The organism is Methanoculleus methanifontis, from assembly GCF_030464365.1.
Lineage (GTDB): Archaea > Halobacteriota > Methanomicrobia > Methanomicrobiales > Methanoculleaceae > Methanoculleus > Methanoculleus methanifontis.
Map to the genome: position 1 here is coordinate 125,244 of NZ_VCYI01000007.1, position 16,325 is coordinate 141,568.

Below are 16,325 nucleotides of genomic sequence, written 5' to 3' on the forward strand. Positions count from 1 at the left end.
AACCTGCCGCTCGTCTTTTTTCGCAGGTTGTCACCGTCGTATCGTCGAACTGCGCTGGTCATTTCATCCGTACCGGATGTTCTCCTCTGGAACCGCCATCTCAAACCGTGCCCCTTTCCCGGGCTCGCCTGTCTCCCTGATGGCGATTCCGGTGATCGAGAGGATCTCTTTCACCAGGAAGAGCCCGAGCCCCGTGTGACTCCCGAAGCCTCGCTCGAATATCCTCTCCTTCTGCTCCGCGGGGACGCCGACGCCGTTATCCTCCCAGACTATCCGGATCCCGCCGCCGTCCGGCACGGCTGTGACGCGGATCTCGGTCACCGTCCTGCCGTGCCGCACAGCATTCTCTAGAAGGTTGAAGAAGACAGAAGAAAGGAGCGGATCGGCATAGACGGCGATCCCGTCGAGATCGGTGGATATCTGGATCCCGGTTGGCCGAAGGGCTTTCGAGGCCCCCATGACCAGGGGCTCGATGGGGAACCACCGGGGAGCGCGGATGCCGAGATCCTGGTAGTCCCGTGTGAAACCGATCTGCGATTGTATTATCTCGATAGCGGCCTGCTGCTTATCGAGGGTGTCGGCGACGGCCGGATCGAGCGTCTGTTCCCGAAGGAGGGCGATGTGCCCGAGCACCACCGTGACCTGGTTTAATATATCGTGGCGCACGATGCTGTTCATCAGGGTGAGTTTCTTGTTGGCCTGGATGAGCGCTGCCTCGGTCTGTTTCCAGGCGTCGATGTCGTGGATCGCGTAATCGATGGCAACCGCGCGTCCGTCGTTTCTGTAGACGGGGATCGTACAGGCCTCAACCCAGATGTAACGCCCGTCTTTCCGACGCACCCGGAAGACATACGGCTGGCGGGCCGTCGCGTCCCGTTCCTGGAGCAGTGCGAAGAACGTCTTCCGGTCTTTGGGATGGATCAACCGCCTGATGAAATCCGGATCGCCCAGGATCTCCTCCCGGGTGTATCCGACCAGGCTCTCGCACGAGGGGCTGATGTACTCGATCGCCTGAGGCGTCGTTGTTGCACGTATGTAGCAGTCGTGTGACCGCTCCACGAGGCTCCTGAACCGTTCTTCGCTCTCGTGTACCTTCTCCTGTGCGCGAATCCGGGAGAAGAGGTCGGCAAAGAGGTTGCCGACGATCTCAAGCAGCGTGATGTCCTCATCCGACCAGGCCCGCGTCTTGCGGGTGGTCTCAAATCCGATTACCCCGAGGATCTCGTCGACGGTCGCGATCGGCACCAGGACGATCGACACGACCCCGTACCCCAGGAGGAAGTCGCGCTCTGCCGCCGCTTCTGCCGGGAGAGCGGCGATATCGGGGATGCAGATCGTCCTGCGCGCCCTGATCTGCGCCATTCCCCAGGAGACCATGGCGGTGGGCAGGTTCTGGAGCACATCGATCTGCGGCTCGACCCCCTCCGCGCACCACTCGTGGGAATTCTCCGCACGACTGAGGTCGGTGGAGAAGCGGAAGATGTAACTCCGGTCGACATCGAGGAGCGACCCCAGCACCCGGAGCGTCTCCTCAAGGGTGGCGTCGAGGTCCGCCGGGTCCAGGGCGATGAACCGTGCGGAGATTGAACTCACCACCCGCTCGAGGTCGATCCTGTTCCGGATCTCCGCTTCCATCCGCTTTCGCCGGGTGATGTCCCGGAGCGACGCGATAACGCCCGAGAATATCCCCTGCGCATCGTAGAGCGGAGACGCTTTTCCCCAGAGGCAGACCTCCTTTCTGGTGCAGGGCGAAGTGATACGGACTTCCCGGGTGAGGGTCTCCCCACCTTCCCGGGAGAGAATGGTCTCTGCAAGCAGCGGGGGCTGCAGGCCGGGCATCGCCCTGCAGACATCTTCTGGGCCCGATCCGATGATCTGGCCCTTTGGGACGCCGGTCATTATCTCGATTGCCCGGTTCCAGATGATGACCTTCCCCGTGCGGCCGAGCACGAACGTCGGGTCGGGAAGGAAGTCGATGATCCCCTGAAGGGTTGCCTGGTAATCCTCCATCTGGCGGTACTGTGCCGCGAGCGACTCCTGGCTCGCCTTTACCTCCTCAAACGCCGCGGTTATCTGCTCGTGCGCCGCGTTCAACTCCTCCTCGTACCGCTTCAGGTCGGTGATATCGATCATCGACGCGACAAACCGGTCCGTCCCGGGGATGTCGCCGATCGTCAGGTGCATATCCCTCTCTCTCCCGGCCTGGTCGACCAGCCGAAACCCGTATGTCCGCGGCACAGAGTCGGGATCCGTCCGCCGTTGCCAGTGGTAACTCGCCATCCGTTCCAGGTCTTCCGGCGAGACGAAGGTCGCCCAGGACATCTTCCCTTCCACCTCCTCCCGGGAATAGCCGGAAAGGCGGGCAGCCTCGCTGTTTATGAGGGAGATCGTCATGTCGCCCTCGATGATGATGGTGGCGGAGCCGGTATGCTCGAAGACGCTCCGATACAGGTCTCCGGCCCGCTGTACTTCCTCTTCAGCCTGTCTTCTCCGGACTGCCTGAAGGATCATGTTCTGGAGTTCGGCAAACTGGGCGGAGGGGTTGCCGCCTTTCTGGAGGTAGAAGTCCGCTCCATTGTTGAGCGCCTCGATGATGACCTCCTCTCGGCCGCGGCCGGAGAAGACGATGAACGGTATCGAGAAGCCCTTGCTGCGAACTTCCTTCAAGAGTGTGATGCCGTCCATCTCCGGCATCTCGTAGTCGGCAACGATGGCGTCGTATGGGGCTTTCGAGAGCATATCGAGAGCCTTAAGCGGCGACGAAGACGTATCGACCTGCATGCTCCCGGACTGCTCCAGGTAGATCCGGTTCAGTTTGAGAAGCGCCGGTTCATCATCGACTACGAGAATACGATACATGCACCACTCACTTATGAAATGATGGTCAATAAAAACCTTAAGTATTTTGATTCGGCATCAATTCCGATATTCATGGAAATGGAGGATAGTATTCTATTTTTCCGGTCGGTGCCCTGTGTCAGAGCGGTCTTCTCACTCGCTGAAGGCATCGACCCCGGAAATTATTATCTCGGCGTGGGCATCATCCGGCGATGGTATGACAACCGTATGTATGGATACGAATATCTTCCTCGAACTTTACGAGGCCGACGAGGATCCGGAAGAGATTGTTGTGGATGTCGGGGCGCTGGCGGAGCACCTTGTCTTACCCGATATCATCATCGACGAGTTCCTCCGCAACCGGTCGCGCGTCCTCGAACGGATCGCGGACGACGTGCGAAGCCGGGAGATCAACGAGATCCGCCTGCCGTCCGTCATCCGTGGTCACCCGAATGTTGCTATGCTGCAGCGCGCCGCTGAGGAGTATGATAGGGCTATCGGCGCCCTCTACAACGATATCGGGGACATAATCGCAGACCCGGCCCTCGATCCGGTTGCCCGGGCGTTCAACGCCCTCTCCGGCAACCCTGTTGTGCGGGTCGTTCGCCGGACCGACGAACTCGTCACGCGGGCTCACCGCCGCAAGCTTCTCGGCAACCCCCTAAAAGCACGGGTACGGATACCATCGGCGACGAGCTCATATGGGAGACGCTGCTTGCCAGTATCGAGGAAGACCTGATCTTCGTTACCCGGGACCGGACCTACCGCAACCACACCGCTTACCTCGCACGGGAATTCCGGGAGAGGACCGGCAGCACTCTTACGATCACCGACAGGATATCCGATGCCCTGGCACTCGTCGGGAGACCGCCGTCGCCGGCGCTGGCCCGGTTCGAAGGTCGGAACGCGACAAACACAGGGTGAGGGTCCGTCAAACCGTTACGACCTAACGGCACATCTCCCGTGTATTCGCCTGTACGAAGAATAGACCGGGAACTGGAGCGCCACCGGTGGCAGGCGGCGCTTGAAAGGGTTGAACCGCACGGTTCAATGATCTTACCGCGGCCGCCGCAGCAATATATCACCGGTCGGACCGACTCCAGTATACCGGTGCGGAGCAATTCCCACCGCAGGGGCAACGCATTAATTGGGCCGGGAGCGTTTCTGGTCTCGGTCGCGCTCCCATCATATGCGACGGGCTGGAGAACATCCACGGCCGAACCACACAGGCATGTACCGCGATTGCCCTAAACGCACCGGATCCGGGCGATGCCCACGCAGATGCCATCACAAAAAAGGCCGGATCCGATGCCGGCGGGGAGAACGCGTGACGTGGCTCTCCTACACCCACCTATCCTGATCCACCGGACGATTCCGGGGCGGCATATGCCTCCCGGAAGTTCTCCCCGAATCCGACCTCCACGTAACGTCTGGTTCCCCGATACGTTCGGTCATCCCGTCTTCGCTCTGCGTGGCGAGACGATAGAGACCCCGGCGGCATACAGGATGCGGTATCGCAACACTCATATGTGTAAAAAATAATTAACACATGTTGACATTGTCTTTCAGCACCCTTCCCGAACTGGTGCGGCTGCTCTCCCTGCTCGGGAACGAGCAGCGGCTTGCCGTACTCGGGGCAATCGCGGCCGAAGAGAAGTATGCCCGCGAGGTCGCCGAAGAGCTCGGCATATCGCGCCCGCTGGCCGCCATTTATCTCCGGCAGCTCGAGAAGCTCGGTCTTGCGGAAGGGATCAGCCGGACGTCGGACGAACCCCCGTATCTCCGGAGGTGCTACCGGGCGGTGCCGTTTGAGGTGGTGCTGAACCTGGATTTGATTGTGTCATTAGAGAGGTCGAAGGATGAGACAGGATAGGTGGAAACTCTACCTGAAGGCGCTGTGGGGCGCCGTCATTGCACTGTTCGTGATCAGTCTGGCCGGTGCCGCAGCCGGCTTTGAATTCTGGCGTACCATGATCGGTGGATCCGTCTGGATCGTCGAGATGCTCGTCGTCCTTACGCTGCTTTTCATCATCGTCGTAAGGCTCAAGGAGTGGATCGAAGACCAGATTGCGAGTGCGGCGGGACAGAAGAGCGGTGCGGCCGGCGGGGAACTCCAGATGTTGCGGCAGTCGATGGACCGGATCGAGGCAAAGGTGGACCGGATCGAGAAGGTTCTCGACGGGATCTCCGAGTGAATGCTAAAAAGTGATTGGGTGTATGACGGACGTGCAGTAGCGCGCTGCAGGGTATGACGGACGAGGCGCAGGCAGGTTCCATCGTCGCCTGGCCACGTATTGGTAAGAATCAATTGTATAATAAATTTTACCTTTTATAACAAAAAATTGTATTTGTAATAACAAGGCGACCTGTCCCGGTACCGGGGAAGCGCTACCGGGAACGCTCCAGCGAGAGCCGCCCGGCCAGCCACGCGATACGGTCGCGGCGGGCCGCTTCGTCAAGGAAATGGCCCGCGTCGTACCACTCGAGCGACTTCGGTTCGCTCGCCTGCTCGAAGAACTCCCGGGCCTGCTCCTCCGTGAAGAACTCGTCGCGAAGAGCGGCCTGGAAGAAGAGCGGGGTGGGTGCGGCACGGCCGACCCAGACGGCAGGGTCGAGTTCCGCGAGCGTTTGGCAGTAGTGCTCGAGCCTCTCGCCCCGCAAATCGGGCAGGTTCACCGCGGCGACGTCGGCAAACCTTCCGGTGCCCGCCATCAGGACGGCGGCTCGAAGACGCCGATCGACGCCGGCGAGCACCGCCCCGAAAAGCGCCCCGACACTGTGGCCCACGAACCCGATCCGGTCCGGATCGACGCCCGGCTGCGCTACGAGGAGATCTATCCCCCGGCGAAGGTCGATCACCGTCTGGTTATGCTCCCGCACGGCCTCCCCGGGATCCGTGACCGCCCGCCCCCAGGTTGCCGCCGTATCGGCGGCCCAGGGGGCGTCGACGAGCAGGGAGACCGCACCCATCCCGGCAAGGGTCACGGCCTCGGCGAGGAACGTGGCGCGGGAACCAAGTCCCGGGTGGAGGAAGAGAATGGCAGCAGAGCGTTTCGACCGGTCAACTTCTGCCGGGGCCACCAGGTAGGCCCGAACCCCCCGATCCCGGGCAGTCTGGTAGGTCAGGTCGCTGACCGAGACGTCGGTGCCGGCAATCTCGATCGCGGGCGGTCTCTCTGCATCGTAGTCGAAGAGCGGGCGTACGTTGTCGGCAGTGCGTTCCATACTACACCTTCGGCTTTCTCCTCGACCCGCCGGCAGATAAACCTGGCGCCTGCGGGGAGAAAGTGATTGCAGCGTTCTTTACCCTGCTCCGAATGGAAGGTTTTTCACCCCGGAACCCCTTCACTTCAAAAGGTGATTTTATGGCGATTGACTGGTACGAAGAGTTTGTTGATTTAAACCACACCCCCGGCCCGGACGAACTCGTAGCCCTCTACTACTTCGAGCCGGCGGAGGGGATCAGCAGGGAGGAGGCAGTCGGGCGCATCGCGTCGGAGAGCTCGACCGGAACCTGGACCACGCTCTTTACCCTGCCGCCCCGGATGCGGGACCTCCAGGCGAAGGCGTTCGAGATCGAGGGGAATTACGTGAAGATCGCCTACCCCCTCGCCCTCTGGGAGGAGGGGAACGCGGCCCAGCTCCTGAGCGGGATCGCCGGGAACGTCTTCGGCATGAAGGCGCTCGACCGCCTCCGGCTGATCGACGCCTCGTTCCCCGCCGAATACCTCCGGCACTTCAAGGGTCCACACTTCGGCATGGAAGGGATCCGGGATATGATGAAAGTCCGGGGGCGGCCGCTCACGGGCGCGGTCCCGAAGCCGAAAGTGGGGTTCTCGGCAGAGGAGCACGCCGAGGTCGGCTACGAGACCTGGATGGGCGGGTTCGACTTCGTCAAAGACGACGAGAACCTGACGTCCCACCCGTTCAACCGGTTCGAGGACCGCGTCCGGGCGATGGCGAAGATGCGGGATAAGGCCGAGCAGGAGACCGGCGAGAAAAAGTCTGCGTTCATCAACATCACGGCCGATACCGAGACGATGGAGAAGCGGGCGAAGATGCTCGCGGACTATGGCTGGAACTACGCCATGATCGACGTCGTGGTGGCCGGGACCGCCGCCGTCGCGACCCTCCGGGACTACTGCTCCGACCTCGGGCTTGCCATCCACGCCCACCGGGCGATGCACGCGGCCTTCGACCGGGACGAACGGCACGGGATCACGATGCAGTTCCTGGCGAAGATGATGCGGCTTATCGGTGTTTCGCAGATCCACACGGGAACCGCTGTGGGGAAGCTGGTCGGCACCCGGGCGGAGGTCACGGTGCTTGCGGACGTGCTCCGCGAGAAGCACACGAACGCCGTCGACCACATGGCCCTCGACCAGGACTGGGGTAATATCAAGAGCGCCTTCCCCGTCTCGTCGGGCGGGCTCCACCCCGGGCTCGTGCCGGACGTCCTTGATATTTACGGCACCGAACTCGTCCTCCTCGTCAGCGGCGGCATCCACGGCCACCCGAAGGGGACCCGGGCCGGCGCGGAGGCCGCCATGCAGGCGATCGAGGCCTGGCAGGACGGCGAGACGCTCGACGAGAAGGCGAAGAAGGCCGCGGCGCTCCGGGAAGCCCTCGAGAAGTGGGGGTATTATAAGCCGAAGTGAGGGGGTTTGGTTTTGAGACAGGGGAGGGGGCACACCCCCTCCCCGTCAGCCCCACCCCCATGGCGATACTCCCACGGTCCACTGCACGGGGACAACTCGGGAGAAAACGGGTTTGGGTTATCCTGTAACTCATCCCAACCACTGTTTTGGCCGGTGTGACTTGCACCCTCCGCCAGTCGAGATCGCGTGGATGGTTTACGTGGGGCTATCGCCATGCACTGCCCCCGGCCCGTGGTGTGGGGAACGACTGTCTGTAGGACGAGAGTTCGAGCACCGAAGGTGCGGGTGAGGAGGCCGGAGGCCGGGAGGGGTGGGGTAATGAGGTGTTCGGATCTTTGCGCAAGACAGGGGAGGGGGAGACCCCTCCCCGTCAGCCCCACCCCCCCAGGGGCGATACTCCCACGGAAGCCGTGCCCGGAACCGCGGATGAACAGGATCTGTCTCCTACTTAACCACGACTTTTACGTACAACAGTCTTTGTTTTGCAGATCAGCCTTGCCACTACCACGTAGCCCCATCAACCGATTTCCCCTGGTATCGCCACGCACTGCCCCCGCCCCCCTTGGGGGCGCGGGGGAGGAGCGCGAAGCGCGGGTGGGGTGGGGGGTGATCAGGCGCAATTCAAAGTTCCCAGGCAATCAGAAACTTTCGGTGTTCTGTCCCTCCGAAAAAAGTGCTCTTTTCCGAGTCCTCTCACGCCCTCACCGGCCCCCGCCCCTCCGGGCACCCTTCCAGAGCCGTCGTGCCCCCGGCGCATATCTCCCCCGCCAGCCTCTCGAGCCCCTCGCGGAACTCGTTGATGTAGCCCTGCATCGAGAGGCTGCCCTCCGGGAAGGGGCAGTCGATGTCGTAGAGGCGCTCGATCATCGGATCGGAGGGGAGGAGGTCGACGGCGATCCCGGTCGCTTCCGCGGCCTCGACCATGGCCTTCCGAAACGGCCCGATGCAGTAGGCGAGCCGGTGCCGGTAGGTGTCGCGGGTCTTCTCGAGGTAGCCTTTGAGCCGGTAGACCTCGATCCGGTGGAAGTCCCGCCGGACCCGCTCGTCCGTGGTCTTGCCGAGCATGTAGTGGTAGTTCCGGTAGGGGTACATGCCCTCGAGTTCCGCGGGGACGGTCCCGCAGGTGCCGAATATGACGATATGGTAGTCCTCCGGGGTAAGGACGCCGTCGATGATCTGCCGGAAGAGTTTATGGCTCGGGCTCTGGCTGTAGGGCTTCCGGACGGCGCAGGGGAGGAAGAGAGCGATCTCTTTTGGCGCCACCCGGTAGTCATCGATGATGAACCGGTAGGCGTCCTCGAACTCCCTCCGGTAGAACGGCGGGTCGAATATCTCGATCTCGTTCCCGTGCCTGTCTTGCACGATCCTGGCCACCCGCCGCGGGGCGCCCACACCCGGCACTATCTGATTGTTCGGCATGAAAAAGTCTTCCCCGTTGAGGATAGAGCGTTGGACCGGGAGTCGCAAAAACCTGTCCCCCTCGAAGGTCGGTATCAGGAGCCGCCCCGGGCGCGAAAGCCGTGGGTCGCTGCATGAAGCGCACCGGCAGAACAGGGGCAATGATACCGCGGAGGCTTCCTGGACGCCCCTTTTGCCCATGGGGGAGGGATACGGCCGGAAGCCGGGTTAAAAGAGAAAGATGTAAATATTCGCACTCCCAATGGTGTGTTTAGTTCGTATAATTACGAACCAATCATCCAGCCGGCCCCCGGGCCGGAGACCCTACCGAAAAAAGGAGATATGAACCATGAACTCCGAAGACTTCCGGAAGATCATCACGAACGCCATCGACAGCGAAGTAGAGTCGTACACCTTCTACAGGTCGGTCGCCGACAGAGTGAAGGATGCAAACCTGAGGACGCTCTTCCTCGACCTTGCCGAGGACGAGAAAGGCCACCGGGAGTACCTCCAGGGCCTGCTGCTCCGTGACGCAAAAGAGATGCACTTTGTCGCGTCCAGGGACTACAGGGTCACCGACTCTCTCGAAGAGCCCGAGCTCTCGGTCGATATGAAGCCGCTCGACGGCCTGGTCCTCGCCATCAAGAAGGAACTCCAGGCTGCCCAGATGTACACGCAGCTTGCCGCCGCATCCGCGGATGCAGAGCAGCAGACGGTCTTTGTCCAGCTCGCAAACATGGAGAAGGGGCACAAGGCCCGGCTCGAAGACATCTACACCAATATGGCATACCCTGAGGCGTGGTAACCGCCACCGCCCCTTCACGTCATCTTTCCTCGCAGGGCGGGTCCTCCCCGCCCCTGCCGAAGGAGACCTGTTCTCTCACCGGGATGGTCCCGGTCGCGGGCGAAACGCCCGGGTAGTATTTAAAAATTTTGGATCGCAAATGCCTATGAGCTCAGAAGATCAATTTATCTGGACAGGAGAATGAAGAAGATCACCATCAAGGGGGCGCGGGAGCACAACCTCAACAATATCACCGTCGAACTCCCGCGCGACCGGCTCATCGTCCTCACCGGCGTGTCCGGATCGGGGAAATCCACGCTTGCCTTCGATACCATCTACGCCGAAGGGCAGCGGCGCTACGTGGAGTCGCTCTCCGCGTATGCACGGCAGTTCCTCGGGCTGATGCGGAAGCCGGACGTCGACAGCATCGACGGGCTCTCGCCCGCCATCTCCATCGAGCAGAAGACGACGTCCAAGAATCCCCGTAGTACCGTCGGCACGGTCACCGAGATCTACGACTACCTGCGGCTCCTCTTCGCCCGGATAGGGACGCCGTTCTGCCCGGAGCACCATATCCCCATCGAGGCCCAGTCGCCGGAGAAGATCGCTGACCACATCGCCTCCACGATGGCCGGGACGGTCACCATCCTCGCCCCGGTCGTCCGGCAGAAGAAGGGGACCTACCAGCAGGTCTTCAAAGACCTCGACCGGGAAGGCTACGCCCGGGTCCGGGTCAACGGCGAGATCCGCCGGACGGACGAGGAGATCACCCTCGAGCGCTACCGCAAGCACGACATCGACGTGGTCGTCGACCGACTGAGCGTCGATGAGCGGTCCCGGCTCGTCGAGGCGATCGAGAACGCCCTTGCAAAGTCCGAAGGGCTCGTCATCGCCGTCGACCAGGACGGCAACGAGGAGACCTGCTCGTCGCTCATGGCCTGCCCGGTCTGCGGGCTTGCGTTCGAGGAACTCCAGCCCCGGATGTTCTCCTTCAACAGCCCCTTCGGCGCGTGCGAGGAGTGTAACGGTCTCGGGATCAAGATGGAGTTCGATCCGGACCTGATCATCCCGGACAAGAGCAAATCCATCGCCGAAGGCGCCGTCATGCTCTACCGAAACTTTCTCGACGGCTACCGGAGCCAGTACCTCGGCGCCGTCGCGAAACACTTCGGGTTCTCGGTCTTAACCCCGATCAAAGACCTCACCGAGCGGCAGTATAAAGCCCTGATGTTCGGCTCGCCGGAGCAACTCCGCCTCTCGATGCGGACGAGGAACGGGGACTCGTGGTCGCACTCCGGGACGTGGGAAGGCCTCGCCCCGCAGGCCGAGCGGCTCTACCACCAGACCCAGTCGGAGTACCGTCGCCGCGAACTCGAGAAGTTCATGCGGGTCCTCCCCTGCCCGAAGTGCGGGGGCAAGAGGCTCAAAGAGAAGGTGCTTGCCGTGAAGGTCGCCGGGAAGTCCATCGTCGAGGTCACCGACCTTTCGGTTACGGGGGCGCTTTCGTTCTTCCGGACGCTGGACCTCACCGAGACCGAGCGCGAGATTGCAAAGCAGGTCTTAAAAGAGATCATCGCCCGGCTCGAGTTCCTCAACCAGGTCGGCGTCGGCTACCTGACCCTCTCGCGGAGCGCCGGGAGCCTCTCGGGCGGGGAAGCGCAGAGGATACGCCTCGCGACGCAGATCGGGTCGAACCTCACGGGGGTTCTCTACGTTCTCGACGAGCCCTCCATCGGGCTGCACCAGCGGGACAACCGGAAACTCCTTGAGACCCTGCAGCACCTCCGCGACCTGGGAAACACCCTCGTCGTGGTCGAGCACGACGAGGAGACGATCCGGAGCGCCGACTGGGTCGTGGACATGGGGCCCGGGGCCGGGCTCCACGGCGGCGAGATCGTCGCGGAAGGGCCGCCGGATGCCATCGCGGCAGCCCCCACCTCGCTCACGGGCCGTTACCTTGCGGGCGACCTCAGGATCGAGGTCCCCACGACCCGCCGGCAGAGCGACCGGTTCATCCGCCTTGCGGGCTGCCGGGAGAACAACCTCAAGGACATCGACGCGAACATCCCCATCGGCGTCCTGACGGTCGTCACCGGGGTCTCGGGGTCGGGGAAGTCCACGCTCATCTACGAGACGCTTTACCGGGCGCTGATGCAGAAACTCCACGCGTCAAGGGAACCCCCGGGTAAACACGGCAACCTTGCCTTCGACGACGAACTTGACAAGGTGATCGTCATCGACCAGAGCCCCATCGGGCGGACGCCGCGCTCGAACCCGGCGACCTACACCAAGGTCTTCGATGAGATCCGCAAGATCTTTGCCGAAACGAAGGAGGCGAAGGTTCGGGGCTACAAGCCCGGCCGGTTCTCGTTCAACGTCAAAGGCGGGCGGTGCGAGGCCTGCCAGGGCGACGGTCTCATCAAGATCGAGATGAACTTCCTCCCCGACGTCTACGTCGAGTGCGAGGAGTGCAAGGGGGCGCGCTACAACCGCGAGACCCTCGAGGTGAAGTACCGGGGCAAGTCCATCGCCGACGTCCTCGACATGAGCGTCGAGGAGGCGATGGACCTCTTCGAGAACGTCCCCTCAATCAGGAACAGGCTCGACACCCTCTCGAGGGTCGGGCTCGGCTACATCAAACTCGGCCAGAGTTCCACCACTCTCTCGGGCGGCGAGGCGCAGCGGATCAAGCTGACCCGGGAACTCGCAAAGCGGGCCACGGGAAAGACGATCTACCTCCTCGACGAACCGACGACCGGGCTGCACTTCCACGACGTGAAGAACCTGATCGCCGTCCTCGACGACCTGGTGGCCCGGGGGAACACGATGGTGGTTATCGAGCACAACCTGGACGTGATCAAGTCGGCCGACTACATCATCGACCTCGGCCCCGAGGGCGGGGACGCCGGCGGCGAGGTCGTCGCGGCGGGAACCCCCGAGGAGGTCGCTCTGGTCAATGGGAGCCACACGGGTGAGTTCTTAAAGGAGATCCTCAAGAAGCCATGATCGATACCCAGAATCTTCCGACCGAGCCCGGCTGCTACCTCTTCTCCGACAGGGAGGGGGCCATCATCTACGTCGGGAAGGCGAAGAACCTTAAGAAGCGCGTATCGAGTTACTTCTCCCGGCACGACCTCGATCCGAAGACCGAGAGCCTCGTCGCCGCGATCGCCGGCCTCGACTTCATCGTCACCGACACCGAGGTCGAGGCGTTCATCCTCGAGAACACCCTGATCAAGAAGCACCAGCCGAAGTACAACATCGACCTCAAGGACGCGAAGCGGTACGCCTACATCCACATCACCGACGAACCTTACCCCCGGGTTCACACCGCCCGCCAGCCTGACGGGAACGGCCGCTACTACGGGCCGTTCGTCTCCGCACGAGAGCGCGAAGACCTCCTCCGCCTGTTGAAATCGCTCTTCGGGCTCCGGTCGTGCCGGCGCCTCCCCCGGCGCCCGTGTCTCCGGGCGCACATCGGCTCGTGCAGCGCCCCCTGCACAGGAAGGATCGGCGAGGATGAATACCGGGAACGAGTCAGGAGGGCGGAGTCGGTCCTGAAAGGGGATATCGCCGGGCTCATCCGGACGCTCCGCGAGGAGATGGCGGCATTGGCAGAGCGGCAGGAGTACGAGCGGGCGATGGAACTCCGTGACCAGATTGCGGCACTCGAGGGGCTGCGCGAACGCCAGCATGTCGACCGGCAGAAGACCTACAACGAGGATATCGTCAACTATATCGCAAGCGTTGGAACCGTCTTTCTGATGCTCTTCAACGTCGACCGGGGAACGCTTGCCGGGAAGCGCGAATACACCTTCGACGAGACGGAGGGGTTCCTGGAGGAGTTCCTCGCCCGCTACTACGCCGACCACGAACCGCCACAGGAGGTGATCCTGCCCGTGCCGGTCGACGATGCCGTCGCCGGCTACCTCTCCCACCTCCGGGGCGGCAAAGTCCGGGTGGTCGTGCCGCAACGGGGCGAGAAGAAGAATCTGCTCGACCTGGTCAAAAAGAACGTGGAGATCGCGTTCTTCGGCGACCGGATCAAACTCGACGAACTCAAACGCCGCCTGCACCTCCCGGACCTCCCCGTCGCGATCGAGTGCTTCGATATCTCCCACCTCTCCGGGACGGCGATGGTGGGCTCGATGGTCCGGTTCCTCTGGGGGAAGCCCGACAAACGGAACTACCGGCGATTCAGGATACGGACGGTCGAGGGCGTCGACGACTTCGCGGCCATCGCCGAGGTGGTCCGCCGGCGATACTCGCGCCTCCAGAAGGAGGGCGGCGAGTTCCCCGACCTGATCCTCATCGACGGCGGGAAGGGGCAGCTTGCGGCGGCAACCGCGGTGCTGAGAGACCTCGGGATCAAGGTCCCGATCGCGGCGATCGCGAAGCGCGAGGAGGAGGTCTTCGTGCCGGGCTTCTCCCACCCCCTGCCGCTTGAGCGGCACGAGAAGGCGTCGCTCTTCCTCCAGGAGATCCGCGACGAGGCGCACCGGTTCGCGATCACGTATCACAGAACGCTCAGGAAGAAGACGGTGGCACCATGACTGGATTTCACCTTAAGGCTGATTTCAAGCCAACCGGCTCGCAGCCCGACGCGATCCGGAAACTCACCGACGGGCTTTCCCGCGACGAGCGGTTCCAGACCCTCCTCGGGGTCACGGGGTCGGGGAAGACGTTTACGATAGCAAACGTCGTCGAGGAGGTCCAGAAGCCCACCCTCGTCATCGCGCACAACAAGACGCTTGCTGCCCAGCTCTACAACGAGTTCAAGTCGTTCTTCCCCGATAACCGGGTGGAGTACTTCGTCTCCTACTACGACTACTACCAGCCCGAGTCCTACATCGCGAAGCGCGACCTCTACATCGAGAAAGACGCCCAGGTCAACCCCAAGATCGAGCAGATGCGGCTTGCGGCCACCGCGTCGGTCCTCTCCCGCCCCGACACCATCATCGTCGCCTCGGTCTCCTGCATCTACGGTCTCGGGAACCCCGCGAACTTCCAGGGGATGGGCTTTGAGGTGAAGGTCCGCGACCGGATGCGGCGGGACGATATCATCAGGAGACTCGTCGACATCCAGTTCGAGCGAAACGACATCGAGCTCATGCCGGGCCGATTCCGCGTGAAGGGCGACACCATCGATATCGTCCCCGGCTACTTCAACAACATCATCCGCATCGAACTCTTCGGGGACGAGGTCGACCGGATCAGCGAGATCGACAAGACCTCGGGCGAACGGCTCGAGGCGATGGACTACTTCTTCGTCTACCCGGCGAGGCACTTCGTCGCCCCCGATGAGGTGAAAGAGCAGGCGATCGTCTCGATAGAGGAGGAACTCGAAGAATGGCTCCCGAACCTCGACATGCTCGAGGCGCACCGCCTCCGCCAGCGGACACTCTACGACATCGATATGATCCGCGAGACCGGGACCTGCAAGGGGATCGAGAACTACTCCCGCCACTTCGACGGGCGGAAGGCCGGGGAGCAGCCCTACTGCCTGCTGGACTACTTCCCGGAGGATTTCCTGATGGTGATCGACGAGAGCCATCAGACCCTGCCCCAGGTCCGCGGGATGTACAACGGCGACTACTCGCGGAAGAAGTCCCTCGTGGACTACGGCTTTAGGCTCCCGTCGGCGTTCGACAACCGGCCGCTGAAGTTCGACGAGTTCTCGGGCTACATGCGAAACGTCATCTTCGTCTCGGCGACCCCGGGAGACTACGAACTGAAGCGCTCGAGCGTCGCGGAGCAGATTATCCGGCCGACGGGGCTCGTCGATCCCGCGGTCGAGGTCCGGCCGATCGAGGGGCAGATCCCGGACGTGATGGCCGAGATCCGGGCCACCATTGACCGCGGCGACCGCATACTGCTGACGACCCTTACAAAACGGCTCGCCGAGGAGCTCTCGGAGTATCTCGCCGAGCAGGGGATCAAGACCCGCTACCTCCACTCCGAGATAGACACCATCGAGCGGACCGAGATCATCCGGCAGCTCCGCCTCGGGAAGTACGACGTCCTCGTCGGGATCAACCTCCTGCGGGAGGGGCTCGACATCCCCGAGGTGGGGTTCGTCGGCATCCTCGACGCCGACAAGGAAGGGTTCCTCCGCGACGCGAGAAGCCTCGTCCAGACGATCGGGCGGGCCGCTCGAAACGTCAACGCAAAGGTCGTGCTCTACGCCGACACTATGACCGACTCGATCAAGAAGGCGATGGCCGAGACCGGGCGGCGGCGGGAGATGCAGCTCGACTACAACGCCCGGCACGGCATCACGCCGCAGACGATCATAAAACCGATCCGCGAGAAAGAGGTCGATATCACCGATATCAAACACGTCCCGAAGTCCGAGATCCCGAACCTGATCATCGAGCTCGAGGCCGATATGCGGGAAGCGGCGGAGCGCCTGGAGTTCGAGCGGGCGATTGCGCTGCGGGATATGATCAAGAAATTGCAGGAAGGGAAGGGGCGGTGAGGAGCTAGGTTCGAAATCGCTGGGGTGCGGGCTCTGTTCTGGAGGTGGCGGTCACCGAAGTTTCCCTGATGGACGGAGACGCCGCGACGTGGAAAAACCCCGTGCAGTGGACCGTGGGAACATCGCCACGAGGGGGGAGGGGACAGGGGAGGGGGGAGCATCCCCCCTC

The 16,325-nt window shown here is 62.5% G+C and carries 11 protein-coding genes; 8 read left to right on the forward strand and 3 right to left on the reverse strand.

Annotated features, from left to right (window positions below; all coding sequences use genetic code 11):
• Window positions 1-63: 63 nt before the first annotated feature.
• Complete coding sequence (locus FGW20_RS06970; protein WP_301677365.1) at window positions 64-2,859, reverse strand: PAS domain S-box protein; 2,796 nt, start codon at window positions 2,857-2,859, stop codon at window positions 64-66.
• 196 nt (window positions 2,860-3,055) lie between these two features.
• Between FGW20_RS06970 and FGW20_RS06975 the strand changes: the two genes are divergently transcribed.
• The 3 genes from FGW20_RS06975 to FGW20_RS06985 all read left to right on the forward strand — a co-directional run bounded on the left by FGW20_RS06975 (window position 3,056) and on the right by FGW20_RS06985 (window position 5,033).
• Window positions 3,056-3,577 carry a PIN domain-containing protein gene (locus FGW20_RS06975; protein WP_301677366.1) on the forward strand — a complete coding sequence of 174 codons (522 nt, stop codon included), beginning with the start codon at window positions 3,056-3,058 and terminating at the stop codon, window positions 3,575-3,577.
• A gap of 810 nt (window positions 3,578-4,387) precedes the next feature.
• Window positions 4,388-4,711: an ArsR/SmtB family transcription factor gene (locus FGW20_RS06980; protein WP_301677367.1), complete on the forward strand. Its 324-nt coding sequence runs from the start codon at window positions 4,388-4,390 to the stop codon at window positions 4,709-4,711.
• Entirely contained in the window at window positions 4,698-5,033 is a 336-nt protein-coding gene (locus FGW20_RS06985) for a hypothetical protein (protein ID WP_301677368.1), read from the forward strand. Before FGW20_RS06980 ends, FGW20_RS06985 begins: the two co-directional genes overlap by 14 nt.
• Before the next feature lie 193 nt (window positions 5,034-5,226).
• Here FGW20_RS06985 and FGW20_RS06990 read toward each other — a convergent pair whose 3' ends face one another.
• Window positions 5,227-6,063: an alpha/beta hydrolase gene (locus FGW20_RS06990; protein ID WP_301677369.1), complete on the reverse strand. Its 837-nt coding sequence runs from the start codon at window positions 6,061-6,063 to the stop codon at window positions 5,227-5,229.
• A 140-nt stretch (window positions 6,064-6,203) separates the two neighbouring features.
• On the opposite strand from FGW20_RS06990, the gene rbcL reads away from it, so the two are divergent.
• Entirely contained in the window at window positions 6,204-7,496 is a 1,293-nt protein-coding gene (rbcL, locus tag FGW20_RS06995; protein WP_301677370.1) for a type III ribulose-bisphosphate carboxylase, read from the forward strand.
• A gap of 693 nt (window positions 7,497-8,189) precedes the next feature.
• On the opposite strand, the gene FGW20_RS07000 is transcribed toward rbcL, so the two are convergent.
• Window positions 8,190-8,915 (reverse strand): DUF5591 domain-containing protein, encoded by a 726-nt coding sequence (locus tag FGW20_RS07000; protein WP_301677371.1) that lies wholly within the window; start codon window positions 8,913-8,915, stop codon window positions 8,190-8,192.
• Window positions 8,916-9,243: 328 nt separating this feature from the next.
• On the opposite strand from FGW20_RS07000, the gene FGW20_RS07005 reads away from it, so the two are divergent.
• The 4 genes from FGW20_RS07005 to uvrB all read left to right on the forward strand — a co-directional run bounded on the left by FGW20_RS07005 (window position 9,244) and on the right by uvrB (window position 16,156).
• The gene (locus FGW20_RS07005; RefSeq protein WP_301677372.1) at window positions 9,244-9,699 is read left to right on the forward strand and encodes a ferritin-like domain-containing protein; all 456 of its coding nucleotides are present in this window, start codon (window positions 9,244-9,246) and stop codon (window positions 9,697-9,699) included.
• A gap of 180 nt (window positions 9,700-9,879) precedes the next feature.
• Complete coding sequence (uvrA, locus tag FGW20_RS07010) at window positions 9,880-12,684, forward strand: excinuclease ABC subunit UvrA (protein WP_301677373.1); 2,805 nt, start codon at window positions 9,880-9,882, stop codon at window positions 12,682-12,684.
• A complete protein-coding gene (uvrC, locus tag FGW20_RS07015) occupies window positions 12,681-14,231 on the forward strand; it encodes an excinuclease ABC subunit UvrC (protein ID WP_301677374.1) in 1,551 nt (516 codons plus the stop codon). The genes uvrA and uvrC overlap by 4 nt, the downstream gene beginning before the upstream one ends.
• Window positions 14,228-16,156: an excinuclease ABC subunit UvrB gene (uvrB, locus tag FGW20_RS07020; RefSeq protein WP_301677375.1), complete on the forward strand. Its 1,929-nt coding sequence runs from the start codon at window positions 14,228-14,230 to the stop codon at window positions 16,154-16,156. Before uvrC ends, uvrB begins: the two co-directional genes overlap by 4 nt.
• Window positions 16,157-16,325: the final 169 nt, after the last annotated feature.